Origin of the sequence: Flavobacterium gelidilacus DSM 15343, from assembly GCF_000422685.1 — a bacterium.
Taxonomy (GTDB): Bacteria; Bacteroidota; Bacteroidia; order Flavobacteriales; family Flavobacteriaceae; genus Flavobacterium; species Flavobacterium gelidilacus.
The window spans coordinates 221,126-244,662 of the sequence record NZ_AUGN01000001.1; the positions used below are offsets into that span (position 1 = coordinate 221,126).

Consider the following 23,537-nt stretch of genomic DNA (forward strand, 5'->3'; position numbering starts at 1 on the left):
TGTTTTTACTATGCAACTTGATTTGAAGGTTTCGGTAGTTTTCCATAAAACGGCCCTATCTATTTGTCGTGGGTTCGAGTCCCACTTCTGACTTTGTCAGAATAGCTCAGTCTGGTAGAGCAATAGAAAATCGTAGGTTCGAATCCTACACACGTTTCGTTAATGTGTTTGACAGTGGTTGTCTCCAACAGACTAAAAATCTGTTTTCAGAGTAGCGTTCGCTCTTTAAATTTAATGTACCATGGAAAAAGACTATTTGTCTTGATCGGCAATACAAATTTAATAGTGTTCTCGTATTGCACTCACGACAAGACCTAAAAATCGGCTCTGTTTTTTAAACCGTTGGTTGCCTTTAGGGTTTGCTTGTTTTTAAACTTAGGTTTTGTACAAAAAATAACTATAAACGCTTTCATCGCTTTGCTAAACTGGCTTTTTTCCGTCCTTGAAGGAGGATTGAGACGAATAGGCTTTTTTATTTAAAAAGAAATACTAACTAACGCTGCAAAGTTCAGCTATAATACCTAGAAATAATGATTAAAAGAATTACAATTAAGGCCTACCAAGTAGGTTTGGTGTTTGAAAACAGAAAATTGGTAACTGTTTTAGAAGAAGGAAAATTTTGGATTTTGGGAAACAAAGAAGTCATGATTTATGAAATGAAGTCCTCTTTTGTAGCTCCAATAGAATTAAACATTTTATTGCAAAATGAAAAGTTAGCTTCTTTGTTGGAAGTTGTTGAAATTGCCGATAATGAAATTGCATTATACTACGTAAATGGTATTTTTAAAGAGGTTTTAACCACAGGAAGATTTGCTTTTTGGAAAGGTTATGTGGAAAATACGTTCATTAAAGCAGATACAAGTAAGGTTGCTATTACGGAAGAAATTGCAGTAAATATGTTGGAAAACCAAAATGTTAGAGCTTATATTAGAAAATTTTCTGTAGCGAATTTTGAAAAAGGTTTGTTGTTTGTAAATGGTGCTTTTGTAAAAGAATTAGAAGCGGGTATTTACTACTTTTGGAACAACACTATTGCTGTGGAAGTTAAAAATGCTGATACAAGAAAACAACAAATGGAAATTTCTGGTCAAGAATTATTGACTAAAGACAAAGCTGCTTTGCGAATTAACTTCTTTGCCAGTTACAAAGTTATCGATGTAGCGAAAGCTTTGGTAAGCAATAAGGATTTTGAAAAACAATTGTATGTAACGATGCAGTTGGCCTTGAGAGCTTTTGTGAGTACTTTTACTTTAGACGAATTATTGTCTAAAAAAGATACTATTGCCGAAGTAATTTTGGAAGAAACTAAAAGCAAAATGGTTGATTTAGGTTTGGAAGTATTTGCGGTGGGAATTAGAGATATTATCTTGCCAGGAGATATGAAAGAAATCATGAATCAGGTTTTGGTAGCTGAGAAAAAAGCTCAAGCGAATAGTATCATGAGAAGAGAAGAAACGGCTGCGACCAGAAGTTTATTGAACACAGCCAAATTGATGGAAGAAAACGAAATGTTGTGGAAATTGAAAGAAATGGAATATGTGGAAAAAATTGCCGATAAAATTGGTGAAATCACCATTTCTGGAAGCGGTAACATCATCAGTCAATTGAAAGAAATTTTCGTTAAATAAGTAGAACCTCGGAATTTATTTTTCGGGGTTTTTTGTTATATTTGAAATGAATTACAGGCTTCCTTTTTTTAACGAATAAATTAAATTAATACCTTGAATATATTTTTGATTATTTTCTTTATTTCAATTTATTGTTTGATAATGTATTATCAAATTCAATTTATATACCAAAGATATTTTAAAAGTTATAAAAACGAAATTATAGCATTCCTTCAAAATAAAGATCTAGAATTATTAGAGATAGCTTATCCAACTGAAAATGATTGGAAGAATAGTCCATTTGAAAAAAATAAAGGACTATTTAAATTCTATCAAATAGAAATAGGAAATTTTCCATTTGTTGTTTCTAAAGACTTTCTAATTGTTATTGCTTTTAAGGGTACTAGTAAAAAAAAATTTTGGCTTGAAATACGAGCAAGTCCTTTTCAAAAACCTAAGTTTCTATTTAAGGAAAACGGTTTTGTTGATACTTTAAAAATTAGTTTTAAAAATAACTATATAGAAGTTTTAGACAAGTGCCCAGCTTGTGGGTTTAAATTAAAAACTTCAGATTTATTTTGTCCTGATTGTGAATTGAAATTTTAATTCTATGAAAATAATATATCTAATTTTATTTCACGATTTATGAAGTCTCCTGAACTCGCAATGTAGAGAAGCTATTTTACTAATCTTTTTTTAAAATAGGTTAAAATAATTTGGTCATAAACTAATTTCCATAGTTTAGCTGTCTAATTGTGTTTTGTGAATTATGCTACACTTATTAAAATCCGTGAAACATATAACTTATACCTATTATTTTATAATACTTGCTACAGTTTATTGTCTCAAATTTGTTCTATAAATACATTTTCACTTTTACCCCAATAATGGGAATTTTAAACAAAACAAAAATGAAACAATTACTACTAATTTTTGCTGTAGTTTTATTAACAGCATGTGGACAATCTACTGAGAAAGTAGATGATGAAAATTTAGAAGTGACTTCTGAAACAACTAAAACCATTGAAGAAGCGCAAGATTTAAATACTGAATTAGAAGAAATAGATGGAGAGCTAGACTCATTATTAAACAAAATTAAATAAACGATGTATAAAGTAACACTTACAATTTTATTGGCCGTTGGAATAATGGCTTTTAAACAACCAAACGCAACTAGTGAAAACCTTAGTACTTTCAAAACGAATTCTCTTTTAGAAGGTGCTACTATATTAGACATTAATGCAAATGAAAATGGCCTAACAAATAGTTTAGCTTTTGATCAAAAAAATCAAGGAGAAAAAGGGAACAAACGAAACCAGGGAAACAAAGGAGATAAAGGGAATAAATCTCAAAAACAGAATAATCATAATTCTGAAAAAAAAGAGAAAGGAAATCACAATGTTTTTAAACAAGTTAATAAAAAACATAACAATGGTAGCAAAAGCCACAAAGACAATAAGCACTATGAAAAAGGACATCCTAATTTTGACTACGTTTTTGTAAATAAACATGGTTATTTTTCAGATAAAAATTATGGACAATGGCGTTCAAGACAAGCCAAAATGAAACATAAAAAATACCACCCAGTTTACGAATACCAAGCTATTGAAGGATTTAGATTAATTCAGACCCGAAATGTTTTTTTGTATGATGAAACCGATTATAAAATCAATCTTTTAAACACGCGTCTTATTCAAAGAAGAAAAGCAAACGAAATTACAGTTGTTGAATATGATAACTACACAACTCGTATTGCACAACTTCAAGATAGAAGAGCTGCTTTGAATATAAATATAAGTTTATAATACAAACGTTATTCTTTTTTAAGAAATTAGAATTTAAATAAAACTAGTAGGTAAAATGTTACCTGCTAGTTTTTTGTTTTTAATGGCTAGGGCAGGTCTAAAAATACGCTTATTGCCATAAGTGTCTTTTTATTCAAGTGTTATTTAGCACCCTTTGGTTAAAATATTTTACTTGATTGGCTTTGGAAACAACTTACCAAAAATTAAAAAAATAATATTAAAAAATAAAAGTTACTTCATAGTTAGGATTTTCATAATAAACTTTCTCGATACAATTTTACTCCAATCGTTAAAAAAAGATAGCTATACAAAACCTCAAAAAATAACTTGTCTGAGTAATAATGGTTTGAAATCTTGTCTGTTTTCTTTTGCGGTTTTATAAAACATAAAAAAGAGGTGCTCTATTAGGAGCACCTCTTTTCAGTATAATTTTATATTAACTATTTTATTGTGGTTGTACAACAGTATTCCCATCAAGAATAACAGCCGTTTGGGCTAAGGCTCTACCATTAAAAGTAGCACCAGATTGAAAAGTAATACCTGTCATTGACATAATAACACCTTCAAAATGTGATGTAGTTCCAAAGGTAGCTTCACCTGCTACTTGCCAGAAAATATTAGATGCTTTTGCGCCACCTTGTAACGTTACATTAACTGCAGCACTCATGTTCAAATCACCTGCAATTTGAAAAATCCACACATCATCTGCTGTTCCAGAAAGGGTTATATTTGAAGGTATTGTTACAGTACTTGTCCATTTATAAAGACCTGCATCTAATGTAGTACCACCAATATTTCCTGCACCCAATTCAAGATAATCTGGAGTAGGACGTCCGGCTGCATTATTGTATGCTGTAATCATATTTTCAACCGCTGTAGTCAAATTTGTAGAGGTTGGGGAAACCATATCAGCAGCATATACCTTTCCGGTAATTTGTGCAGATGTTGCATATCCTGTAAAATCTGTTAAAGAAAACCCAGTTATATACGATGTCGCTGCAGGGCTTAATCCAAGATTTCCTGTAATAGTAGAAGTTGGAACGTTGTTGATTGCTGTTTTAGCTAAAATCACATAATTTCCTGCTGCTCCTAGACCAACTGCTGATAAACCAGCTGCGTTTGCACTAGTAGTAAAATTCCATTGCATATCAGCCGCAAGTGCTTGTCCCGCTGAATCTTTTACTCCCGTAGTTAATTTGACTGTGTACTGTGTTTGTGCAGCAAGAGCATTTAGTGGAATAAACGTTGCCGTAGTTCCTGAATAAGAAATAGCTCCTAGTATGGAAACACTTCCTTGTTTTACTGTAAACGTTGTAGCATTAATAGTTGATGCTTCCATTGATTTGCTAAAGTTTACTGTAATTGCTTTGTTTCTTGCAACATTACTTTCACTGGTTGAAGGACTCGTTAAAACCACAGTTGGGGCAGGACTTGTCTGCGTTTCGTCATCACTTGAACAGGCAGTGAACAAAACAACTAATGCAATAGCAAAAGTTGGAAATAAATTTTTAATTCTCATAATTGTAGGATTTTGTGAAATTTCGTAATCATCACATGACAAATGTAGGCTGGTATGCACCCTTTAATGTTATAGAACAATGGTATTAACTTATAGCATTCGTATACTTTATGCACTAGTAAATAAATTTTAAAGTGCGTTAAGTACTTTATATAACTTTAAATTATTGAATTACTTTGAATGTAATAAGTAGAAACTAGTTACAGTCTATGACAACATTGAGAACAAAATTGCATACTTTTATAAACTTATTAATAAAAAAACATAACATTTAGAAAATCATCATTTTGACTAGTAAACAACTTTGCGCTTTAGCTTGAGTTTAGTTTTTTGAAGTCACTCAATTTTCAAAACAATACCTTTATTACAAATTACTATAAGCTAGCACAAAAAATATATATGAAACTTTATTCAAATCTCTCTAAAATTAAACTTCTTAAAAAGTATTCCACTAAGTTTTTAGCCATTGCTTTTTTAGGAATTCATATTCCTTTAATAGGCTTAATTATATTTCTTACCTTTAATGAAGGTGTTTTATCTCCAACTTTAATATTGATCTTTACTTTAATTTTTACGTTAGGAGCAACTGCAATTACTTTGTTTATACTTAATAAATTACTAGAACCTATAAAACTGGCAAGAAACACACTCAAAGCATATTTAGAAAGTCAAGAACTACCCACTTTACCCATAAACTTTACTGATGAGATAGGAGAACTTTTAAAAGACTTACAATTTTCGATTGAAGTATTCGATAACCTTATTGACTCTAAACAACAAACCATTGCTATTTTATCTCATGACCTAAGAAATCCATGTTCGGGAATTATCATGTTAATAGACTTACTAAAACAAGAAGAAATTGCTAGCGAAAGAGAAATTTTAATGGCTAATATTAAATCTTTGGCTGAACAACAACTTGCATTAATGGAAAGCACACTGTCTAACTTAAGAAACGAATCAAAAACTCAAGGGAAATTAGAAAAAGTAGATTTAAATCTAAAGAAAATTATAATTGATATAATTGCAAATCAAAAAGTTGTTTTAGATAATAAGAATATTGATTTATTCTTTGATTGCTCTACAGACCTAGTTATAAGAGGAAATGAAACTGCATTCAGACAAATATTTATTAATTTAATAAACAATGCCATTAAGTTTTCAGAAACTAACGGAAAAATTTGGATCAATGCCACAAAATCTAAGACAGAAATAAACATAGATATTATTGATGAAGGTTTAGGGTTTAAGGAAGAAGAAAAAGAGGCTCTTTTTAAACCTTTTACAGAGTATTCTCGTTTAGGAACCAAAGGAGAGTCAAGCCAAGGAATGGGTTTATTTATAAGTAGAAGATTTGTAAATAAACATTCTGGAAGATTAATTGCTAAAAGTGGAGGACTAAACAAAGGAGCTACTTTTTCAATTCAGTTACCACTAATATAGGCCCCACAAAATAATATGATAGCTTTACTACCTATTGGTCAAATGTTTTAATGGCTAATGATGTTCCTTAAAGCATGAGTTGAGTATAAGAAATGGAGTACCGCTTCAAAATATCACTAAATGTAGCGAGTACTGAAGAAGCCAATAAGTTATTTAATGTATATCTTATGGTTTATGGTTGATCTGTTGAAGTACCTAATAAAGCCCTTGCGGTTCATATTTCGGCATGTTTAGAGCTTAATAGGGTATTGATTGGTGGCGAATTTTGATTCAAAGTAGCATGAAAAGGTTTAGATTTTAAACCATTAAGGAATTTAGATAAATTTAGTTTTGTACTAAATCTTCTGAATTTCTTAATGGTTTTTCCTTATTATAATTGTTTTTCAATTTTATATTCTATTGTTAAAGTATTATTAATCTTTCGAAATTAAATTGTACACAATTTAATTTAAATTTACATTTGTACTATCAAATTGATACTATGAAAGATTCCTTACATCTTAGCGAACAAGTTTGTTTTCCAGTTTACGTTTTAGCTAAGGAAATTATTAATCAATATCGTCCTTTATTGGAGGAACTTGAGCTTACCTATCCACAATATTTGGTGATGCTTGTTTTGTGGGAACACGAAGAACAAACAGTAAATCAACTAGGAGAAAAATTAAAACTTGATAGTGGAACATTAACTCCGTTATTAAAACGAATGGAAGTAAAAGAGTTTGTAACCCGAAATAGAAGTAAGATTGATGAACGATTAGTCCATATAGCTTTAACCCAAAAAGGAAAAGCTTTAAAAGAAAAAGCAACTTGTATTCCAACTCAATTAATGGAATCTATGAATCTTTCAAGCGATGATTTGTTAAATTTAAAAAATATAATTACTAAAATTTTAAAAAAATAACTATGAAAACATTGTATACAACAAAAGCTACTGCAACTGGTGGTAGAAACGGACATGTAAAAAGCGAAAACGGAATTGTTGATTTTGAAGTAAGACATCCAAAAGGTTTGGGTGGCGCTAATGACGATTATGCTAATCCAGAAATGCTTTTTGCTGCTGGTTATTCAGCTTGTTTTGATAGTGCCTTAAACTTAGTCATAAAAAAAGAAGGTATTACAACCGGTACAACAAAAGTTACTGCTAACGTTAGCATTGGTTCAAATGACGCTGGAGGTTTTGGTTTAGAAGCTGAATTGCATGCCAATATTCCAGGTGTAACTATAGAAGTAGCACAAGATTTGATAGAAAAAGCACACCAAGTTTGTCCTTATTCTAACGCAACAAGAGGAAATATGCCTGTGAAATTGACGGTTACAAACGAATAATTAAATAATTTACAATACATAAATAAACAAATAAAAATGGCTTTAATAGAAGATTTAAATTGGAGACATGCAGTAAAAGCGTATGATGCCACCAAAAAAGTAAGCAAAGAAGATATAGATAAAATTGTAGAAGCGGCACGTTTAGCGCCTAGTTCTTCTGGATTACAACCTTTTAATGTACTTGTTGTTGAAAATCAAGATTTAAAAGAAAAATTAGCAAATGGTTCATTGAATCCAGAATGCATGAGAGATTGTTCTCATGTGATAATTTTTGCAGGTTGGGATCGTTACACAGCAGAACGAATAGATAAAGTATACAATTATACTACTGATGAACGAGGTTTAGAAAGAGGGCGTTTTGGAAGTTATACTGATAAACTAAAAGAAATTTATTTAGCACAGCCTGCTGAAGAAAACTTCGCACATATTGCAAGACAGACTTATATTTCTTTAGGATTGGCTTTAGGTCAAGCTGCAGAATTAAAAGTAGATAGTACTCCCGTAGAGGGTTTTGACAATAGTGTAGTGGATGAAATCTTAGCATTAAACAAATTAGGATTAAAAAGTGTTTCTTTAATGTATGTAGGTTATGCAGATACACCAAAAGATTGGATTGCTCCAATGAAAAAAGTAAGAACTCCAAAAGAGGAATTTGTAATTGAATTCAAATAAAAAATAAAATAAAGCTTTTTGGTTAGTACAAAGCTGCATTTTATTTAGAAAATCCTGAATCGAAACTTTGTTTTGGTTCAGGATTTTTATTTTGAAATTAAAGAATCTTATTTTTTTGAAGCATAAAGTTTTCTATCGTCTAAACCCCATTGATCTAAGTTTCTTAGAATAGGTTCTAAAGATTTTCCTCTTTCACTTAGTTTATATTCTACTTTTGGAGGTACAACAGGAAATATTTTACGTTCCACCAAATCATCTTTTTCAAGTTCTCTTATGGTTTGCGTAAACATTTTATTAGAAATTCCAACGACACTCTTTTGCAGCTCACCAGAACGCAATGCACCTTCTAATAAATGAAATAATAAAAGAGGTTTCCATTTGTTTCCAATCAAAAGCATGGTGTGATTTAGAGGACAATCAATATTTTTAAGCATTATTCTTATGTTTAATTAGCTATAAATCAACAAATAACCCCTTTAGGTAACTATAATACTTTTCAGTAAGTTATTGTCAAAGTAGCAAATATAGTTTAATTTTGCCTTATTAAAATAAAAAATAAAAATTATGAAAGATCAATATCCAAAATCGTTTTCTCATGTTGGAATAACAGTTCCCAATATTAAAGAAGCTGTTAAATTTTATTCTGAAGTTATGGGTTGGTACGTTATTATGGAACCGTCAACCGTTAAAAAAGAAGCCGAAACTGCTATAGGTCAAATGTGTATAGATGTTTTTGGTGATGATTGGGAAACCTTTGAAATCGCTCATTTATCAACTTCAGATGGAATAGGGATAGAATTGTTTTCTTTTCCTCATGGTTTAAAAGAAGCACCTGCATTTAATCCGTTTAACACAGGGTTATTTCATTTTTGTATACAAGATCCTAACATAAAGGCTTTGGTTGATAAAATTGTTGCTTATGGAGGAAAACAACGTATGCCAATCCGTTCTTATTATCCAAATGATAAACCTTATCAAATGTGTTATGTAGAAGATCCTTTTGGAATTGTATTTGAAGTGTATTCGCACAGTTATGAACTTACGTATTCTTCGGGTGCCTATGCTAAATAAGCTAACTTTGTACTCCAATAAAATTAAATAAAAACCATGAAAAAAGCTGTTTATATAGTTCTGTTATTGCTATTAGTTATCTCTTGTAACGATAAAGTTATAGATAAGATAAAAACAGATAATAAGTTTGAAAAAGAAATAGTTACAAATAATTCCATTCAAGTTGCAACTTTTATAGGTCAGCAAGTTACTGGTGTATCAGTTGCTGATGATGGTCGCATATTTGTAAACTTCCCTAGATGGAGAGAAGGCGTTATTCGATCGGTTGCTGTATTAGATTCCTTAAATCAAGCGGTAAGTTATCCAAATGCATCATGGAATTCATGGGAAATTGGACAAAAGGTTGAGGCTAACAAATTTGTGGGCGTACAATCTGTGGTTGTTTTTGAACAAAATTTATACGTTTTAGACACCAGAAATCCTATTTTTAAAGGTGTAATTGATGCTCCTAGAGTTTTTGTGTTTGATTTAAAAACTAATGCATTGGTTCATACTTACGTATTTGATAAAGCAAGTTATCATAAAGATTCTTACATTAACGACTTACGTGTAGATAAGAAGAAAAATGTTGTTTATTTCACTGATTCTGGTAATTCAGGGTTAGTGATTTTGGATTTAAAAAGTGGTAAGACAAAGCGTGTTTTAGACGATCATAAATCTACAGAAGCCGAAGTTAATTTCTTGACTTTTGAAGGTAAAAAATGGGAACGCACAGTTCATTCTGACGGAATTGCTTTAGATACAGTTCATAACAAATTGTATTTTCATGCCCTTACAGGTTATCAATTGTATGCTATAGATACAGAAGTTTTGGTTACTGGTGATAAAAAGGCTATTGAAAATAATGTTAAAGCTATCGCTAAAACAAGTGCTCCTGATGGAATGCTTTTTGATAGCAAAGGGAATTTGTATTTTGCGGATTTAGAGCAGCATAAAATTATTTACAGAAAGGAAGATGGAAGTATTCACATCTTGTTAGAAGGAAAAGATGTTAAATGGGCCGATACTTTTAGTATTTATGATGGTTATTTGTATTATACCAATTCTAGAATTAATGAGGCTGAAGGTGATATATCTGATATGGTGTTTTCTTTAAATAAGGTTTTGTTGCCCGTGGATGAAGAGTGAGACTTAAAGAATTCAAAACACACAATTTTTTATATCAAAACAAAATTACTATTAGCTAGTGACCGTTGTGAATTAAAAATAAAATAAAAGAACCTTAAAGTTCGAAGGAAGTAACTCACTAGTTGCAGGCTCTAAACTGCTTAAATATTAAAACTTTGCTCAATGAAACAAGCAAAGTTTTATTATTTAACAAAACTCATTTAAAGGAAACTTAATCAATCTTAGTAAAGAATTCATCTTCAGGAGTTCTTACTTTTTTCATATCGACTAACCAATCATTTTCAGCATCTCTGTAACCTAGTGTTAAAACAACAGTACTTTTCAATCCTAGTTCTTTTAACCCTAATATTTCGTCTACTTTAGGCGGTTCAAAACCTTCCATTGGTGTTGCATCTACTTTTAGTTCTGCAGCTGCTGCTAATGCCATTCCTAATGAAATGTATGATTGTTTAGCTGCATGATTAAAATGCCATTCTTTACTTAGTGGCTCATACATGCTCCAAAGGTTCTTTTTATAATCATCCATAGTTTCCATTGGCAAGCCTCTTTCTTTCATTGTATGGTCGAAAACCTTTTCAATACGTTCTAAAGTATAACAATCCCATGCTGCAAAAATCAATACATGAGAAGCATCAGTAATTTGACTTTGGTTAGAAGCTACTGTTCTAATTTTTTCTTTTAATTCTTGGTTTGAAATTACGAAAATTTGGAAAGGTTGCAATCCAGATGAAGAAGGAGCTAAGTGAGCAGCCTCCAATATATAGTTTATTTTTTCTTGTGCTACTTCTTGTCCATTCATTTTTTTAGTAGCATAACGCCACTTTAAATCTTCTAATAAGCTCATTTTTTTTTGTTTTTTAATTTATACATACAATTTACAATTTATATGCTAATTTCTCTCTTTACAACTCTTAAAGTTATCTAAAATCGCTTATCAGTCCAGTTTTACCATTTTATAGTGTTTTCTGTTTCTACTTCAAATTTTTTCTAGTTTGATTTGCTATTGAATATTACTTTATTGTCTTAAGTTCTTTTATTTAAAGGTTTTATATATAGCATTTTATTAAAAATTGCTTTTGTGTTAGTTAGCTTACATATCATTTATTTTCAAAAAAGTAGTTTTGATTTTAAACTTAAATACTACTGCTATGGTTAAGAAAGGAATTTATTTATTAGTCGCACTCATGTTTTTTTCTTGTGAAAAAGAAGGGGAATTTACTAGACAAGAAGCCCAACAACAAAACATTATCATTAATTCCAATGAAGATTTAGTTGAATTATATGCTGGAACCTTTGTCCCAACTGCTGGAATTTCAGTCACAGGTAAAGCTAAGATATATCAACAAGGAACAACTCGATTTGTTTCTTTAGAAAACTTTACTATTTCAAATGCACCAGATTTAAAAGTATATCTTTCTACAACAGCTGCTCCTGATACGTTTGTCAATTTAGGAAACTTGACTGCAGCAACAACTTATACTATTCCAACCCAAGTGGATTTAACGGTTTTTACCTATGTTTTAATCCATTGTCAACAGTACAATCATTTGTATGCTATTGCTAATTTAAATTAATGTTTATATGAAACAGACTATATATATTTTAAGTATTTTGGGAAGTTTATCAATGTATTCCCAAGGTTGTAGTGATGCTGGTTTTTGCTCAGTAGGAAATACTTTTACGGATGAACTAAATACTTCTAAAAACCAACTTGATTTTGGAGGTATAATCGGTGGAGGAGAAGCAGATATTTTTTATATTTCACCCTATGTTACTTACACTCGTAATTTTTCTGAATCGTTTACCATGAGTGCAAAAGTTACTTATTCACAAGCTAGTGGCGATTTTGGCACAAGAGGTCAATTTGGAGATGCATTCTTAACGGGTAATTATACTTTTAAAGAAAAAAAAGATAAAACTTGGAGTACACTTTTGGGTTTTAAATTTCCGTTTACGTCTTCCAATGCTAAAATTAATGGTGTTTCATTACCTTTAGATTATCAAGCCAGTCTGGGAACTTTTGATTTGATAGCTGGTGTAGGTTTTAAGTATAAAAAGTGGTTTTTTAATACAGCTTTGCAATTGCCAGTATTCAATAATAATAAGAATTCATATTTTGATGAGTATTCTGCTTCCAATGATTTTTCCTCAACCAATCTATTTGAAAGAAAACCGGATGTTTTGTTTAGAACGACTTATACTATTCAAAACAATACTAAATTCACGTTTAAACCCAACTTACTATTTATTTATCGTTTGGGTGAAGATACGTACGAAAACCTTGCAGGTAATAGAACCTCAATTGATGGTTCAGACGGTTTGACTATAAACGCAAATTTAATTACTAGTTATGCGATAGCAAAAAACAAAATTTTGGAAGCATCATTGGCCTTTCCATTTGTAGTTAAAGAAGAAAGACCAGACGGCTTAACGCGTTCTTTTACAGCTGGGCTAATTTATAAGTATGCTTTCTAAAATTAATTTTATTCTTGATATATAAGATTCAACACAAAAAAAGGAGTTAGATATAACATCGAACTCCTTTTTTTTATATTAATTTGAAACTAATTTTATCTCTTTCCATTCTTTTTCTAGACTAACTATAGCTTCAAATAGTTGTTCATAGGAATCAATTTGAAAATACAAGTTTTGCACATGATCAGTTTCAAAAGACTGATTTAATATGATTTTTAAATCAAACGGAGCTACTTCAACTGTTTTTCCTAACGATAAATTTGTTTCGCCAAACGAAGAAGCTATTCCAGCTCCATAAATTTTTGTGGAAACTTCGTTAATTAATCCAAACTCAATGGTAAACCAGTACAATCTTTGTAATTGTATTACACGTTCTGCATCATCTTTCATAGCTACACCTAATTTACCAAAGGCTTCCATAAAATCTGAAAAAATTGGATTACAAAGTAAAGGGACATGTCCAAAAATATCATGAAACATATCAGGTTCTTCTAAATAATCTAAATTTTCCATGGAACGTAACCATGTAGAAGAACAAAATCTTTTTTTAGCTAATAATTCAAAAAAATCTTCTACAGGAATTAATCCTGGAACACATTCAATTTGCCAACCTGTTTCCTTTTGAAACCATTTATTGATTTTATCAAAGTTTGGAATTTCATAAGCGTTTAAAACAGGTTTCATTTGTTCTAAGGCATCTAAATAGGATTGAGAAGCTTTGTTTTGTAAATTTTCTTCTTGACGTCTAAATAACAGGTTCCATATTTTTAAATCCTCTTCGGTGTACTTTTCATAACGTTGTTGCATTTTCTTTCTTTTAAATTTTTGACATAAAAAAAGCTCAATTCGGTTGAACTGAGCTTTGTAAAATATTTTAAAAATATACAATAATACTACAGTCCCGTTTTCGGAATATAGTAATAATAGTATTTTTTGTTATTCATCATAAGGCTGTAAAAATAGAAAAAAACCTGAATATAACTAAATTTTCATCCTTTTTTATAAGATTTTTTATTCGTATAAATTAATACGCTCTTTTAAAGTCTTAATTTGATATTCAAGGTGGTTGTTTTTTTCTAGCAAGTCTAAGATGATTTCAATGCCTTCTTTGTTAATGTTTAAATCATTGTGCATACGAATGATTTTTTCGATAGAAGCCAAATGGTTTTTATCCAAATATTTTTGTTTCTCATGCTCAATGGTTTCAATTAATCCAAAGGCTTCTAAATCTTGGATAAAGTTAATTTCTACTTCGTATTCTTGACAAAATACTTCTACTATTATTAATTCTTGCGTTTCCATATTTTTAGTTTTTGGCAGATTTAGCTAAATCCTTGAATAATTCTGTTTCTTTTTCTGAAAGATTGGTTGGAATGACAATGTTATAAGTTACATATAAATCTCCAAATTGATTGTCTTTTTTATAAATTGGAAAACCTTTTCCTTTCAAACGCACTTTTGTTCCATTTTGAATTCCAGCAGCTACTTTTAGTTTCAATTTAGCTTGATTGAAGTCAGAAATCGTAATTTCTCCTCCTAAAACTGCTGTATATAAATCTAAATCTTGCGTGTAAAATAAATCATTACCTACACGTTTAAAAGCAGTTGTATTTAGAATAGAAAAAGTAATGTATAAGTCACCGTTTGGTCCTTTATTAGTTCCTGCTCCGCCATAACCACTAATTTTAATGGTTTGTTGGTCTTCAATTCCTGCAGGAACGGTAATTCTAATGCTTTTCCCGTTTACCGTAAATTCTTTTTTGTGTGTTGTGTAAGCTTCTTTTATATCAATTTGTAATGACGCTTGAATATCTTGTCCACGATATTTTGGTTGACTTCTGCGTCCACCACCACCTTGATTTCCAAACATTGAAGAAAAATAATCTGAAAAATCTTCGCCACTAAAATCTCCACCTGAATATGATTGTTGTTGACCAGCATTTGAATATTGTCGTTCTTGTTGCTGTTTGTATTTTTCGTATTCTTCTCCTTTCTCCCAATCTTTACCATACTTATCGTATTTCTTTCTTTTTTCGGGATTACTCAAGACTTCATTAGCTTCATTTAGTTGTTGAAACTTTGTTTGTGCCTCTTTATCATTGGGGTTAATGTCTGGGTGTAATTTCCTCGCCAATTTACGATAGGCTTTTTTAATTTCATCACTAGTGGCACTTTTAGTAATGCCAAGGACTTTGTAGTAATCAATAAATTCCATAAAATAGTAGATTAAACAATTTAATAAGCTTAAAATGCTTAGGTAAATTTACGAAATTCTATGAGATTTTGTATTGAAAATTCAAGATTTGTTTTAATATTAGATATTTGATTTATACTATTTAATTTACAAATACATAATTTTAAAAAAATTAAAAACAATAGTTTTATATTTGAAATAAAAACTAAAAATACTAGCTTACTAGTTTTATAACTATGGTGATTTTTCTTATTGAATAGATCAAAAAGTATGTTGATATAAAGACTAATAAATTAAAAAATAATAAATTAATTTAATTGTTTTTTTTGTAAGTTTGTTTTATGTTATTATATTAAATAAACTAATATTCTTAAAATAATATAGTTGATATAGATTTATTGAGCCATTTTTTTAAAAAATCATAACTTTTTTCTTAATTTTAGTATCTTGTATAACGCATAAAAAAAGTATGAAAGACAATAAGCTTCTTGACACTAAGGATTCTGAATCTTCCATTAATCAGATAAACCAAGCAACTATTTTAAAACATCAAGTTGAACTTGAAGCATTAAAACTTGAAATCAAATTAAAAAAAAAAGAGTTAAGTTTTGTAACTTCTAAAAGCAACTTTAAAGCAAATATTTATTCTAATTTTTATGATTTCGCTCCAATTGGTTATTTTAAACTTAATAATCATGGAGATATCAAAGATGTTAATAAATATGGAGCAAAAATACTTGGAAAGACAAGTAACGCTATTCTTGAAAAGAACTTTAATGAATATATAGCTTCTGAAAGTAAATCAAAATTTAAAACTTTCTTTACAAAACAAGTAAAAGAAAACAAAAATAAGTCTTGTGAAGTTCGGCTTTTAATAAATAAAAAATCATCAAAATTTGTTCATATTTCATCGGTATATAGGGAAAAAGAAGATGAGTTTTTTTTCTATATAATAGATATTACTAAACATAAACAAGTTGAAGAAAATTTACAAACTTTAGAAAATGAAAATAGTGTTATACTTAATGCCTTTCAACATATTGTTTTCAGAATAAATAAAGAAGGTGTAATTCTAAATTATCGAGCTGCTAAAAAAGAATTGCTATTTACTAGCCCCAAAAATTTTATTAATAAAAATTTATCTAATGTTTTACCCGAAGATATTTCGGATTTATTTAATCAATCTATAAAAAGTACAATTTCAGAACAAAAAATAGTTTTAGTTGAGTATGCTTTAATGTTAAATGCGGTTGAACATTATTTTGAAGCACATTTTATACCGGTTGAGTCTAATGAGGTTTTAGCTTTTGTAAATGAAATTTCAACCCGAAAAAATGTTGAATTAGAACTTACATTAGCTAAAAAAGAAGCACAAGAAAACGAAATACGTTTTAAAGCATTGCATAATGCATCTTTTGGTGGAATCACAATTCACGATAAGGGAATAATTTTAGAATGCAACCAAGGCTTGTCTGATATGACAGGATATTCGTATGAAGAATTAATAGGAATGGATGGTTTAAAATTAATTGCTGAAAAGTCAAGAAATAAAGTAATGCAAAAAATTCAGAGTGGTTATGAAAAACCTTATGAAGAATATGGTGTTAAAAAGAATGGTGAAGAATTTCCGGTTAGATTAGAGGCCAGAAATATTCCTTATAAAGGAAAAATGGTTAGATCTGTAGAATTTAGGGATATTACTTATCAAAAATTAACTGAAATAGAATTACTAGCAGCTAAAGAGAGAGCAGAAGAATCTGATCGTTTAAAGTCGTCTTTTCTAGCTAATATGAGTCACGAAATTAGAACTCCAATGAATGGTATATTAGGATTTGCTGAACTTTTAAGAGAACCAAATCTATCAGGTTCAAAACAGCAAGAATATATCAACCTAATAGAAGAAAGCGGTGAGCGATTGCTTAATATTATAAATGATATTATAAGCATTTCTAAAATTGAATCTGGAGTTATGGAAATGTACAAACAACTTTCTAATATTAATGAGCAAATTGAATATGTTTATAATTTCTTTCTTCCTGAAGTAGAAAGTAAAGGAATCAAATTATCCTTTGCTAATGCTTTTTCGAATGAAGATGCTATTATTACTACTGATCGTGAAAAAGTATTTTCCATACTAACTAATCTTGTTAAAAACGCCATAAAACATACCGAAGAAGGATTTATTAAATTTGGATACATTAAAAAAGATAATTTTCTTCAGTTTTTTGTAGAAGACACTGGTATTGGAATTCCTAAGAATCGTGTTGAAGCTATTTTTAAAAGATTTATTCAAGCAGATATTTCAAATAAAATGGCTCTACAAGGTGCAGGTTTAGGTCTGTCTATTTCAAAAGCCTATGTAGAGATGCTTGGTGGACAACTTTGGGTAGAATCTAAGGAAGGAGCAGGAAGTACTTTTTACTTTACACTTCCTTATTTTAAAGAACATTCGGATGCAAATCATAAAAAAAAGATCAAACAAAATTCAGAATTTGAACCTTTATCTAATAAGTTAAAAATTTTAATTGCTGAAGATGATAAGATCTCTGAATTGCTTATTTCTATAACCCTAAAAGATATAGCTCACCAAATTATTTATGCACAAAATGGAGAAGAAGCGGTACAAGCTTGTCTAAATAATCCTGATATCGATTTAGTGTTGATGGATATGCAAATGCCAATAATGAATGGGAATGATGCTACAAAAGAAATTAGAAAGATTAATAAAGACGTATTAATCATTGCTCAAACAGCAAATGTACTTTCAAATGAAAATGAAATAATGTTACAAGCTGGTTGTAATGAAATCATTACAAAACCAATTGAAGTAAATGAATTAAAACAACTAATTGGTAAGTATTTTACTTAACAAAATTATAGTTGACTTAAGAAAATAATTTTTAGTTTTAAAAAGTCAACTATAATTTAGCTTTAGACTTATGCCTAATTTTTATAACAAGTATGTAAAAAAAATTATAATAGGAATACAAATGACAAAGTAAATTCCAAAAAGGTGAAGTAAAATAACTCCAATAATAAAGAAAGAAACAAATGCTATTTTGTATTTAATTTTATTAATCAATATTTCCCATTCAACAATTCTCCGCCAATTCCAGATTTTGCTTCAATTCCGATTTTCTTCATCATTTCATAAGTCGTACAAATGGCTGCAGAAGTAACAGGTATTCCACATTCAGCCTGAATTAAATCAATAGCTTCTAAAGAAGGCATTTGAACACAAGCAGAAGCTACTAAAACGTCAACATCTGTCAAATCTAATTGTTTGTAGATTTCCAATAAATTCAAAGGATTTTGAGCAGCGACTTCCAAATTATCTGGAATTTCTAAAGCAATACTTTGTTTGACTTTTATGCCTTGATTTTCGATATAATCTACCACCATATCAGTCAAAGGTCTCATGTAAGGAGTAATTATCGAAATTTGTTTTGCACCTAAAATTTTCAAACCATTAATCAAAGCACCAGCAGAAGTTACAATAGGAGTAGGGAAGTCATTCGCAACCGTTTCTTGGTGTAAATTCACTTCAGAAACACAATGATATCCTCTTCCCATGCTCATAATGGCAACCAAACAAGCATAACCCATAACATCCACATGAGCGTCAGATAATTCTTGAGCACATTTTAAACTCATGGCATCCATTGCTTCGAGTTCTTCTTTGGTTACTTTTTTCATACGCATTCTACTACTATGAAACGTAAATCGTTCAGGAAGAATCGTTTCTCTTGAACGAAAGATTGCTGGTATTTCGGTTTCCATCGTTACGTTTGATGATGGTACTATTTGGCCTATTCTGTATTTCATATTTTTTAATTTTTGGAACACAGATTTAAGGAATTAGAGAAATTTTAAAAATTATTTTAATTTCTTAAATCTGTGTTCCTTATATTTTATATTTCTTTAACGGTATTCACAATTGATCCAATACCTTCAACGGTACATTTTACCACATCACCATCTTTTAACCATTCTTGTGGTGTTCTTCCTGCGCCAACTCCAGCTGGTGTTCCTGTTGCGATTATGTCTCCAGCTTCAATAGTGAAAACGGTACTTAAATCTTCAATCAAAGCATTGATATTAAACAACATGAATTTTGTATTTGAATTCTGTTTTTCAATTCCGTTAACGGTTAAAGATAAATTTAAGTTGTGTGGATTTTCTACTTCATCTTTGGTTACTAATATTGGTCCCATTGGAGCAAAAGTATCTTGCCCTTTTGAAACAATCCATTGGCCAGAACGACGACAATCTCTTGCAGATATATCATTGATAACAGTGTATCCAAAAACATAATCCATTGCTTCAGCTTTAGGGACGTATTTTCCTTTCTTTGAGATGATTATAGCTAATTCAACTTCCCAGTCTAATTGATTGGTTAGCTTTCTATTTAGTAGAATTTCAGTATTAGTTGCTGTAACACAAGTTGGTGGTTTAGAAAAGATAACGGGTTGTTGTGGTAAGTCATTTGAAGTGTCTAATGTTCTTGCACTTTCGGCAACATGTTCTGTATAATTTAAACCAATTCCGATAATATTTTTTCTAGGTTTTGTAATAGGAGCAAGGAACGTAACTTCGTCCATTTTATACGAGATTTCTTCAAAATCAACTTCACGTGTATCATCAATTAAATCTTGAATTTCTGAAATGATTTCATAGCCTAAGTCAATTAAATCCAACATATCATCAGGAAGTGGAAAGTTGCAAATATTTCCAAAGTCTTCCATATCGATTACTAGATTGTTATGAATAAATCCTAATCTTGGTTCTGTATCTGCTGTTTTGTAAGTAAGTAGTTTCATTTTATGCTGAATTTATTTCAGTATCTTTTTATTTTGCTTCAAAGGCACAAAGACACTATGTTTTTATTGATTTTTGAATTTTATTTTTGTTATTAAACTTGTTGGTGTCCGTTGTTTTCTGTGTATTCTTTCTCTTGATATAAGCCTAGTTTTTCCATTACAGGTAAATCGTTGAAAGAGAATAAGCAAGCGTCTTCTGTTTCGGATAAATTATGATGTTCGTGCCAAGCCCATGAAGGAACGCAGAAAATATCGCGTTCTTTCCAATTGTAGCGCTTTCCATCTATAATTGAATAGCCTTTTCCTTTTGCACATTGATACACGAATGAACCTGTATGTTTATGTGCTTTTCCTTTAAAATTAGCTGGCAATAGTTGAATACTTGCTCCCATAGTTTGCATCACATGTCCACCAGTCATTGGATTGGAATAGTGCATGAAAACTCCGTCAACAGGATTTATTTCATTGCTTTTTGAAGCTTCAACCAAAGCTGGATATACTTTTGACCAAGAAAACTTAAATAAAGGAGAATATGGTTTATCCCAAACTTTATCTGCAGGAATAATGCCAGCCGTTCCATAATTGATTGGTGAATTGTTTAAAGGAACTTCCAAAGGTTGTTTTCCATCATAAACTGCATAATCATTTGCTTCTAAAGCATTTATTAGCGGAATATCTAAACCATCTTGCCAAATGCAGGTTTTTCCGTTGGCATCAACTCCGTGTTCGTGCCAAGTTGAATTTGGTGTGATAACGAAATCATTGACTTCAAATGTGATTTTATTTCCATCTACAACTGTATAACCACCTTCTCCTTCCATAATGAATCGTAGGGCAGAAGCTTTGTGTTTGTGAGCCGAAGTACTTTCTCCTGGACGTGTGACTTGAATTCCAGTATATAACCAACCTACAGCTGCTGAAACGTCTTTTCGTTTATCATTAACTAAATACACAACTCGTCTTCCGGCTTGTTCAGGTGTGACTAGTTCTGATGATTTTAAAACTAATTCTCTTAAATCATCGTATTTCCATAGCATTGGAACTGAATTTGATTTAGGTTCCCAAGGTTCTATGTCATTGGCAACGGTCCATAAAGCACCAGCACCAAGGTTTTCTAAGTCTTTGTAGTAAGCTTTCAGTTCCGGTGAATCTTGAACTCGAGCTCTTCCGTATTGATCGTCTGAATGGTTTTCGTTCATAGTTTGTTTTTTAAATTAACTTTAACCCTTCTAGGGTTTAAAACCCTAGAAGGGTTAAAGTTATTCAATTATAAATGTATTAATTTCTTGTAAATTTTGTTCTGAATTATGATATTTAATAAAGGTTTCTTTATTCTGATAAAACTCAATAACATTATCTCTTTTTAATTTAGTTGGTTTATCAGAAATTATAGTTTCGTAAGATGACCATGGATAAAGATTGATATTTTTTGTGAAACCATGATGTACAGGGTTATTGTGTATATAGAAAATAACTTTCTGTAAATAAGCGTCAGAAGTTATTTTTTTTCTTTCAAAAGTTGATTCAAATAAACTACCTGTCCTATTGTGTCTTTTATTTATTCCTTGAGTGTATGCATTAAAAAAATGTGAGAATTGTCTTGAAGCTGAAATAATTTTTGGTTTTTCAACAGTAGAAAATTCTAATTTTTCTGGATTTATTTCATGGTTAAGTTTAATGTATACTAAAATATGAAAATGATTTTTTAATAAACACCAAGCAAGAGTGTCAGCTACAGGTGTTATATATTTATCATATAGTCTTAAAAAATAATGGTAACTATCCTCGTCAAAAAAAACATCACAACGATTGTTACCACGATTATATATGTGGTAATAACTTCCTTGTTCAATTGAGTCTTTTATTTCAGACATTTTCTTAATTATTATTTAAATTTTAACCCTTCTAGGGTTCCAAACCCTAGAAGGGTTAATTTTGTTACTTCTTATTAAACTCCTCATGACTATCGATAAATGTAATCTTTCTTGTTGGAGCAATATTTACTCGCAAATCAAAGATATCGAATCTATTGTAATGTCCCAAAATATCGTGCATTTGTTTGGGTTGGATGCATTTTTCTAAATCAATTTCAGCGTACACAATGCCTTCATCATCAATTAAAGGTTCTCCAATTGTGGCTCCATTTGGACCAATAAATCCAGAGAAAGCTGAATTTTTACGAGTCAATACTTCATCTACATTAGGAACATCTTTGCGCAAAGCATCTTTGATTTCTTGTGAAATTGTAGAACACGAAACAATTGTAAATAATTTTCCTTCAAAAGAATGAGCTGCAGCGCGAATTTTTATAGCTTCTGCCATATTATAATCAGCTGGTGCAACAGGTAATGAAATGTAATTGGCTATGTGCACTAATTCTCCTTGAGAAAGTAATGTAAAACGAGCTAATGTATTTGTGTTTTCACCACAAGCTAAGGTACCGATTGGTCCAACTTCTGTATCATAAACCTTTAAGGAAGAACCATCGCCACTAGACCAAGTTAATTTTTCAGCCCAAGTTGGTACTAGTTTTCTGTGTTTTCCAATTAGTTTTCCGTTGTTATCAATAATTAGATTGGTGTTGTAAATTTCACCATAGGAATCACCGCGTTCATTAATTCCAATCACAATATGCATATTGAAATCTTTTGCCGCTTGAAACAAGGGTTTCATGGATTCATCTTCTGTTTTTACGGAACATTTGTATAGTTTTTCATACCATTTACTGCCTTGAACAGGTGTCATAATCCAATTCCAGTAAGGATAACCAGCTACAAATACTTCCGGAAAAGCAATTAATGTTGCTCCGTTTTGACTGGCTTCTTTAATGAAAGTAATAGCTTTTTCAATAGTTTTTTCTACATCAAGAAAAACTGGTGAAGTTTGTACGGTTGCTGCTTTGAATTTTTTGAAGTCCATTTTTTTGGTTTGTTACACAAAGTATCACAAAGGAAACACAGAGTTTCTCAAAGTTTTAATTTGTTTATGTTTGTTAACTATTTTTTGGAACACAGATATAAAAATTATAGAAATTGATAAAATTTAATCAGTGTTGCTAACTATATATTTTGAAATTTTTTCTTTCATTTCTTCTGAAAAACCTTCAGCTTTAATATTGTTTCTGTTTTCTGTGAAAGCTACGTTTACTAAAGTCACTTCACCTTCTAAGCAGGTTTTTTTTTCTTCGTCTTCAAATTTAAATCCACATAAAATAGAAGCACCACCTAAGTTTTTAACCCAGAGTTTTTTAGTCAATATTTCTCCTAAACGAGCTGCTTTTTTGAATTGTACTTTTAAATCTACGGTCGGAATTCCGTTAGTTTCGTGCATTTTAGAGAAAGGTCGGTCTAAGGCTTCTTCAAACCAATCTTCTACTAAATCGTTTAGCATTTCTAAAAACCTTGGGTAGAAGACTATTCCAGCATAATCTACATGCTTGAATTTTATTTTTTCTTGTTTTATGAAGTAGTTACTCAT

The 23,537-nt window shown here is 30.4% G+C and carries 25 protein-coding genes; 13 read left to right on the forward strand and 12 right to left on the reverse strand.

From position 1 onward, the window contains the following. Nucleotides 1–530 precede the first annotated feature (530 nt). The 4 genes from G507_RS0100980 to G507_RS0100995 all read left to right on the forward strand — a co-directional run bounded on the left by G507_RS0100980 (nt 531) and on the right by G507_RS0100995 (nt 3,412). On the forward strand, nt 531–1,628 hold the full coding sequence (locus tag G507_RS0100980) for a slipin family protein (protein ID WP_026715726.1): 1,098 nt from the start codon (nt 531–533) through the stop codon (nt 1,626–1,628). A gap of 141 nt (nt 1,629–1,769) precedes the next feature. Continuing rightward, on the forward strand, nt 1,770–2,213 hold the full coding sequence (locus G507_RS0100985; protein ID WP_026715727.1) for a zinc ribbon domain-containing protein: 444 nt from the start codon (nt 1,770–1,772) through the stop codon (nt 2,211–2,213). A gap of 305 nt (nt 2,214–2,518) precedes the next feature. Further along, nucleotides 2,519–2,710 (forward strand): hypothetical protein, encoded by a 192-nt coding sequence (locus tag G507_RS0100990; RefSeq protein WP_157496451.1) that lies wholly within the window; start codon nt 2,519–2,521, stop codon nt 2,708–2,710. Nucleotides 2,711–2,713: 3 nt separating this feature from the next. After that, nucleotides 2,714–3,412: a hypothetical protein gene (locus G507_RS0100995; protein WP_026715729.1), complete on the forward strand. Its 699-nt coding sequence runs from the start codon at nt 2,714–2,716 to the stop codon at nt 3,410–3,412. 445 nt (nt 3,413–3,857) lie between these two features. On the opposite strand, the gene G507_RS0101000 is transcribed toward G507_RS0100995, so the two are convergent. Next, nucleotides 3,858–4,931: an ice-binding family protein gene (locus tag G507_RS0101000; protein WP_051191461.1), complete on the reverse strand. Its 1,074-nt coding sequence runs from the start codon at nt 4,929–4,931 to the stop codon at nt 3,858–3,860. A gap of 399 nt (nt 4,932–5,330) precedes the next feature. On the opposite strand from G507_RS0101000, the gene G507_RS0101005 reads away from it, so the two are divergent. The 4 genes from G507_RS0101005 (at nt 5,331) to G507_RS0101020 (ending at nt 8,372) form a co-directional block, all read left to right on the forward strand. Next, nucleotides 5,331–6,374, forward strand: coding sequence for a sensor histidine kinase (locus G507_RS0101005; RefSeq protein WP_026715731.1), 1,044 nt, complete (start codon nt 5,331–5,333; stop codon nt 6,372–6,374). A gap of 481 nt (nt 6,375–6,855) precedes the next feature. Beyond that, the gene (locus G507_RS0101010) at nt 6,856–7,275 is read left to right on the forward strand and encodes a MarR family winged helix-turn-helix transcriptional regulator (RefSeq protein WP_026715732.1); all 420 of its coding nucleotides are present in this window, start codon (nt 6,856–6,858) and stop codon (nt 7,273–7,275) included. A gap of 2 nt (nt 7,276–7,277) precedes the next feature. Beyond that, complete coding sequence (locus G507_RS0101015; RefSeq protein WP_026715733.1) at nt 7,278–7,700, forward strand: organic hydroperoxide resistance protein; 423 nt, start codon at nt 7,278–7,280, stop codon at nt 7,698–7,700. A gap of 36 nt (nt 7,701–7,736) precedes the next feature. Beyond that, nucleotides 7,737–8,372 (forward strand): NAD(P)H-dependent oxidoreductase, encoded by a 636-nt coding sequence (locus G507_RS0101020; protein ID WP_026715734.1) that lies wholly within the window; start codon nt 7,737–7,739, stop codon nt 8,370–8,372. A 107-nt stretch (nt 8,373–8,479) separates the two neighbouring features. Here the strand turns inward: G507_RS0101020 and G507_RS0101025 are convergent, their stop codons facing one another. Further along, a complete protein-coding gene (locus G507_RS0101025; RefSeq protein ID WP_026715735.1) occupies nt 8,480–8,806 on the reverse strand; it encodes a winged helix-turn-helix transcriptional regulator in 327 nt (108 codons plus the stop codon). Between the two features lie 130 nt (nt 8,807–8,936). Here G507_RS0101025 and G507_RS0101030 point away from each other — a divergent pair, with 130 nt between their 5' ends. Beyond that, nucleotides 8,937–9,443: a VOC family protein gene (locus tag G507_RS0101030; protein WP_026715736.1), complete on the forward strand. Its 507-nt coding sequence runs from the start codon at nt 8,937–8,939 to the stop codon at nt 9,441–9,443. A gap of 36 nt (nt 9,444–9,479) precedes the next feature. Next, nucleotides 9,480–10,571 (forward strand): L-dopachrome tautomerase-related protein, encoded by a 1,092-nt coding sequence (locus tag G507_RS0101035; protein ID WP_035665347.1) that lies wholly within the window; start codon nt 9,480–9,482, stop codon nt 10,569–10,571. A 211-nt stretch (nt 10,572–10,782) separates the two neighbouring features. On the opposite strand, the gene G507_RS0101040 is transcribed toward G507_RS0101035, so the two are convergent. After that, entirely contained in the window at nt 10,783–11,415 is a 633-nt protein-coding gene (locus tag G507_RS0101040; protein ID WP_026715738.1) for an NAD(P)H-dependent oxidoreductase, read from the reverse strand. Between the two features lie 277 nt (nt 11,416–11,692). Between G507_RS0101040 and G507_RS17180 the strand changes: the two genes are divergently transcribed. Beyond that, nucleotides 11,693–12,145, forward strand: a complete 453-nt coding sequence (locus G507_RS17180; RefSeq protein ID WP_157496452.1) for a DM13 domain-containing protein — start codon at nt 11,693–11,695, stop codon at nt 12,143–12,145. Between the two features lie 7 nt (nt 12,146–12,152). Beyond that, nucleotides 12,153–13,046, forward strand: a complete 894-nt coding sequence (locus tag G507_RS0101050) for a hypothetical protein (protein WP_051191442.1) — start codon at nt 12,153–12,155, stop codon at nt 13,044–13,046. A gap of 78 nt (nt 13,047–13,124) precedes the next feature. On the opposite strand, the gene G507_RS0101055 is transcribed toward G507_RS0101050, so the two are convergent. From G507_RS0101055 to G507_RS0101065, 3 genes are all read right to left on the reverse strand, one after another. Beyond that, nucleotides 13,125–13,853, reverse strand: coding sequence for a phenylalanine 4-monooxygenase (locus tag G507_RS0101055; protein WP_035665351.1), 729 nt, complete (start codon nt 13,851–13,853; stop codon nt 13,125–13,127). Between the two features lie 204 nt (nt 13,854–14,057). Further along, entirely contained in the window at nt 14,058–14,348 is a 291-nt protein-coding gene (locus G507_RS0101060) for a chaperone modulator CbpM (protein WP_026715741.1), read from the reverse strand. 4 nt (nt 14,349–14,352) lie between these two features. Further along, nucleotides 14,353–15,261 carry a DnaJ C-terminal domain-containing protein gene (locus G507_RS0101065; RefSeq protein ID WP_026715742.1) on the reverse strand — a complete coding sequence of 303 codons (909 nt, stop codon included), beginning with the start codon at nt 15,259–15,261 and terminating at the stop codon, nt 14,353–14,355. 448 nt (nt 15,262–15,709) lie between these two features. Here G507_RS0101065 and G507_RS17185 point away from each other — a divergent pair, with 448 nt between their 5' ends. Beyond that, nucleotides 15,710–18,109 (forward strand): PAS domain S-box protein, encoded by a 2,400-nt coding sequence (locus G507_RS17185; protein ID WP_051191443.1) that lies wholly within the window; start codon nt 15,710–15,712, stop codon nt 18,107–18,109. 209 nt (nt 18,110–18,318) lie between these two features. On the opposite strand, the gene G507_RS0101075 is transcribed toward G507_RS17185, so the two are convergent. From G507_RS0101075 to G507_RS0101105, 6 genes are all read right to left on the reverse strand, one after another. Continuing rightward, nucleotides 18,319–19,065, reverse strand: a complete 747-nt coding sequence (locus G507_RS0101075) for a maleate cis-trans isomerase family protein (RefSeq protein ID WP_035665354.1) — start codon at nt 19,063–19,065, stop codon at nt 18,319–18,321. Nucleotides 19,066–19,151: 86 nt separating this feature from the next. Beyond that, entirely contained in the window at nt 19,152–20,060 is a 909-nt protein-coding gene (locus tag G507_RS0101080) for a fumarylacetoacetate hydrolase family protein (protein ID WP_026715744.1), read from the reverse strand. A 92-nt stretch (nt 20,061–20,152) separates the two neighbouring features. Further along, nucleotides 20,153–21,259 (reverse strand): cupin domain-containing protein, encoded by a 1,107-nt coding sequence (locus G507_RS0101085; protein WP_026715745.1) that lies wholly within the window; start codon nt 21,257–21,259, stop codon nt 20,153–20,155. Nucleotides 21,260–21,319: 60 nt separating this feature from the next. Continuing rightward, the gene (locus G507_RS0101090; RefSeq protein WP_026715746.1) at nt 21,320–21,934 is read right to left on the reverse strand and encodes a hypothetical protein; all 615 of its coding nucleotides are present in this window, start codon (nt 21,932–21,934) and stop codon (nt 21,320–21,322) included. Nucleotides 21,935–21,998: 64 nt separating this feature from the next. After that, the gene (locus tag G507_RS0101095) at nt 21,999–22,979 is read right to left on the reverse strand and encodes a carbon-nitrogen hydrolase family protein (protein ID WP_026715747.1); all 981 of its coding nucleotides are present in this window, start codon (nt 22,977–22,979) and stop codon (nt 21,999–22,001) included. A 123-nt stretch (nt 22,980–23,102) separates the two neighbouring features. Next, nucleotides 23,103–23,537: an acyl-CoA thioesterase gene (locus G507_RS0101105; RefSeq protein WP_026715748.1), complete on the reverse strand. Its 435-nt coding sequence runs from the start codon at nt 23,535–23,537 to the stop codon at nt 23,103–23,105.

Excerpts from the sequence above, each read along its gene's own strand:
- G507_RS0101055 (WP_035665351.1), bottom strand. The coding sequence starts at position 13,853 with ATGCAACAACGTTATGAAAAGTACACCGAAGAGGATTTAAAAATATGG.
- G507_RS0101060 (WP_026715741.1), bottom strand. The coding sequence starts at position 14,348 with ATGGAAACGCAAGAATTAATAATAGTAGAAGTATTTTGTCAAGAATAC.
- G507_RS0101000 (WP_051191461.1), bottom strand. The coding sequence starts at position 4,931 with ATGAGAATTAAAAATTTATTTCCAACTTTTGCTATTGCATTAGTTGTT.
- G507_RS0101005 (WP_026715731.1), top strand. The coding sequence starts at position 5,331 with ATGAAACTTTATTCAAATCTCTCTAAAATTAAACTTCTTAAAAAGTAT.
- G507_RS0101040 (WP_026715738.1), bottom strand. The coding sequence starts at position 11,415 with ATGAGCTTATTAGAAGATTTAAAGTGGCGTTATGCTACTAAAAAAATG.
- G507_RS0101090 (WP_026715746.1), bottom strand. The coding sequence starts at position 21,934 with ATGTCTGAAATAAAAGACTCAATTGAACAAGGAAGTTATTACCACATA.
- G507_RS0101085 (WP_026715745.1), bottom strand. The coding sequence starts at position 21,259 with ATGAACGAAAACCATTCAGACGATCAATACGGAAGAGCTCGAGTTCAA.
- G507_RS0101030 (WP_026715736.1), top strand. The coding sequence starts at position 8,937 with ATGAAAGATCAATATCCAAAATCGTTTTCTCATGTTGGAATAACAGTT.
- G507_RS0101015 (WP_026715733.1), top strand. The coding sequence starts at position 7,278 with ATGAAAACATTGTATACAACAAAAGCTACTGCAACTGGTGGTAGAAAC.
- G507_RS0101035 (WP_035665347.1), top strand. The coding sequence starts at position 9,480 with ATGAAAAAAGCTGTTTATATAGTTCTGTTATTGCTATTAGTTATCTCT.
- G507_RS0101050 (WP_051191442.1), top strand. The coding sequence starts at position 12,153 with ATGAAACAGACTATATATATTTTAAGTATTTTGGGAAGTTTATCAATG.
- G507_RS0100980 (WP_026715726.1), top strand. The coding sequence starts at position 531 with ATGATTAAAAGAATTACAATTAAGGCCTACCAAGTAGGTTTGGTGTTT.
- G507_RS0101065 (WP_026715742.1), bottom strand. The coding sequence starts at position 15,261 with ATGGAATTTATTGATTACTACAAAGTCCTTGGCATTACTAAAAGTGCC.
- G507_RS0100985 (WP_026715727.1), top strand. The coding sequence starts at position 1,770 with ATGTATTATCAAATTCAATTTATATACCAAAGATATTTTAAAAGTTAT.
- G507_RS0101105 (WP_026715748.1), bottom strand. The coding sequence starts at position 23,537 with ATGAGTAACTACTTCATAAAACAAGAAAAAATAAAATTCAAGCATGTA.
- G507_RS0101020 (WP_026715734.1), top strand. The coding sequence starts at position 7,737 with ATGGCTTTAATAGAAGATTTAAATTGGAGACATGCAGTAAAAGCGTAT.
- G507_RS0101095 (WP_026715747.1), bottom strand. The coding sequence starts at position 22,979 with ATGGACTTCAAAAAATTCAAAGCAGCAACCGTACAAACTTCACCAGTT.
- G507_RS17185 (WP_051191443.1), top strand. The coding sequence starts at position 15,710 with ATGAAAGACAATAAGCTTCTTGACACTAAGGATTCTGAATCTTCCATT.
- G507_RS0101025 (WP_026715735.1), bottom strand. The coding sequence starts at position 8,806 with ATGCTTAAAAATATTGATTGTCCTCTAAATCACACCATGCTTTTGATT.
- G507_RS0100990 (WP_157496451.1), top strand. The coding sequence starts at position 2,519 with ATGAAACAATTACTACTAATTTTTGCTGTAGTTTTATTAACAGCATGT.
- G507_RS0101075 (WP_035665354.1), bottom strand. The coding sequence starts at position 19,065 with ATGAAATACAGAATAGGCCAAATAGTACCATCATCAAACGTAACGATG.
- G507_RS0101080 (WP_026715744.1), bottom strand. The coding sequence starts at position 20,060 with ATGAAACTACTTACTTACAAAACAGCAGATACAGAACCAAGATTAGGA.
- G507_RS0100995 (WP_026715729.1), top strand. The coding sequence starts at position 2,714 with ATGTATAAAGTAACACTTACAATTTTATTGGCCGTTGGAATAATGGCT.
- G507_RS0101010 (WP_026715732.1), top strand. The coding sequence starts at position 6,856 with ATGAAAGATTCCTTACATCTTAGCGAACAAGTTTGTTTTCCAGTTTAC.